Origin of the sequence: Pseudomonas sp. NFACC41-3, from assembly GCF_900109505.1 — a bacterium.
In the GTDB taxonomy this organism is placed as follows: domain Bacteria; phylum Pseudomonadota; class Gammaproteobacteria; order Pseudomonadales; family Pseudomonadaceae; genus Aquipseudomonas; species Aquipseudomonas chlororaphis.
On record NZ_FOAE01000005.1, the window covers coordinates 629,488 to 632,318 of the forward strand.

The following is a 2,831-nucleotide window of genomic DNA, read 5'->3' on the forward strand; positions in this document are numbered from 1 at the left end:
GTCATACAGACAGAACTGAGAATTACTAGCATTAACAATCATTACATCTGCCGGACTTCTAAGAGCACATGAGCATGCCCGCACAACATCGACTGACTCCTCTGGCCAAAGCCCTCCTTTGCCAGGCGTTCTCGCCGAGAATGGCTTCGCGCACCCTGGGCCTGGCCCTGACCCTGCCCTTGATGGCGCAGGTCCAGGCCCAGGAAGTCCATTTCAACATCGCATCGCAATCCATGGCGTCGGCCCTGCAGGAGTTCGGACGCCAGGCCAACCTGCAAGTGCTGTACAGCCCTGACGATGTGCAAGGCAAGCGCAGCAACGCGCTGACCGGCAGCTATTCGGCGGAGCGGGCCATCGCGGTGCTGCTCAATGGCACGGGGGTCGCCTATTCCCTCAAGGGCAACTCGGTGACCATTCTCAACCGTGCTTCCACAGGCTCGCTGGAACTGGGGGCCAGCACCATCACCGCCCAGGGCCTGGGCATGACCACCGAGGACACCGGCTCCTACACCACCGGGGCCATGCAGACCGCCAGCAAGCTGGCCCTGACGGCCCGGGAAACACCGCAATCGGTCACGGTCATCACCCGCCAGCGCATGGATGACCAGAACATGAAAACCCTGGAGGACGTGCTCAAGAGCACCCCGGGGATTTCCGTGACCAAGGACGGTCCGCAGCGGCCGACCTTCTACTCCCGCGGCTTTACCATCGAAAACCTGATGACCGATGGCTTGCCCAATGACCTGAGCCACTACCTCAGCCGGGATATGAACTCCACCCCCGACATGGCGATCTTCGACCGGGTGGAAGTGGTGCGTGGCGCCACCGGCATGATGCAGGGGGCCGGCAGCCCTTCGGCGGCGGTCAACATGGTGCGCAAGCGCCCGACCGCCACCCCGCGGGTCACCGTCACCGGCAGCGCCGGCAGCTGGGACAACTACCGCACCGAATTCGACGCCTCCAATGCCTTGAACGACAGTGGCACCCTGCGTGGCCGGATAGTCACCGCCTACCAGACCAAGGACAGCTTCCAGGATTTCACCAGCTCCGAGCGCTCGGTGTTCTATGGCATCACCGAGGCCGACCTGAACGAAGACACCACCTTCACCTTCGGCATCTCCAACCAGAACGCCAATAACAATACTGCCTGGGGCGGCCTGCCCGTGGCCAAGGACGGCAGCGACCTGCACCTCAAGCGCTCCACTTACCTGGGCAGCGACTGGGAATACTGGGACCAGGACAACACCACGGCGTTCACCCGCCTGGAGTACCGCTTCGCCAACAACTGGAAAATGCTCCTGGCCGCCAGCAGGAGCTGGTCCGACCTGAGCATGCTCGGCTCCATCCCGGAGCGCATGGGCCCCGACTACGATGAGTTCGGCCAGAACATCGGCCGGTACGACTACAAGGACAAGCAAAGCAGCTACGACGGTTATGTCACCGGGCCGTTCTCGCTGTTCGGCCGTACCCATGAACTGGTGGTGGGCGCCAGCAAGCGCGAACTGACGTTCAACGGCAAGGGCTTGCCCATCGACCTGGAGACCCATACCGACCTGAACAACCCCAGCGGCATTCCCAAGCCGGACATGAGCGCCAACCCCTGGACGCAGCACCGCACCAGCGAGCTGGAAGGCACCTATGTCACCACGCGCCTGAACCTCACCGACGACCTCAAGCTGATCCTCGGCGGCCGCCTGGACTGGTACAAATACGACGTCACCACCACCTGGAACGGCAAGCCTTCCGCCTCCAGCCTGCCCAACAAGGTAACGCGGCACCTGACCCGCTACGCCGGGGCGATCTATGACCTGGACGAACATCACTCGGTCTATGTCAGCTACACCGACATCTTCAAGCCGCAGACCGAACTCGACACCTCCAACAACGCCCTCAAGCCCATCGAAGGCAAGAACTACGAACTGGGTATCAAGGGCGAGTACTTCGACGGCAGCCTGAATGCCAGCGCGGCGATCTTCCGCATCGACCAGGAAAACCGCGCCAAGGAAGTGAGCCCCAACCAGTGCACCCCGGCAGGCACCACCTGCTATGAAGCCGCCGGCGAAGTCCGCAGCCAAGGTATCGAGCTGGAAATCAACGGATCCCTGGCCCCGGGCTGGGAACTGGGGGCCGGCTACACCTACGCCTCAGTCAAATACACCAAGGACTCCAACCCGGACAACAAGGGTCGCCTGTACGACACCGATATCCCGCGCCATGTGTTCAAGGCCTTCACCACCTACCAGCTGCCCGGCGATCTCAATCGCTGGACCATCGGTGGCGGCGTGTATCGGCAGAACACCATCTACAACCAGGGCACCAACTTCTATGACACGACGAGCAAATTCCGCATCGAACAAGAGGCCTACACCCTGGTCGACCTGATGACCAGCTACAAAGCCTCGGAGCATGTCGATATCCGCCTGAACATCAATAACGTTTTCGACAAGAAGTACTATCAGAGCATCGGCACCAACACGGTCTATGGCATCAACCAGTATGGCGATCCGCGCAATGCCATGGTGACGGTACGCTGGTCGCTTTGAGCCCCGCTTGAACCCCGCTGCCCGCCCTGCCCGGCCCAGCGGCTGACCCAGGGCTCCCCCCAGGATGACCGCGCTCATCCTGGGCTTCCCTCCCCGCCTCGCTCCCCTTCCAGCTCGACCGAGCCACACCTCATCCGTTGTTGCAGCGGCCGCCGAATGCCTGTGCGCCTATCGCCGAGCCCACCCCGGGTGCCGGAAGTCATCTGCACCCGCGGGGCTGCCGCAAACTCAGCAGAACTCAATGAAAAAGGCCCGGATCATCGCTGATCCGGGCCTTTGGCGTGGCAC

At 62.1% G+C, this 2,831-nt stretch carries 1 protein-coding gene; it reads left to right on the forward strand.

The genetic code is table 11. The annotated features are described in order from the left end of the window. Nucleotides 1-68: 68 nt before the first annotated feature. Entirely contained in the window at nucleotides 69-2,543 is a 2,475-nt protein-coding gene (locus BMY68_RS24385; protein ID WP_085533884.1) for a TonB-dependent siderophore receptor, read from the forward strand. Nucleotides 2,544-2,831: the final 288 nt, after the last annotated feature.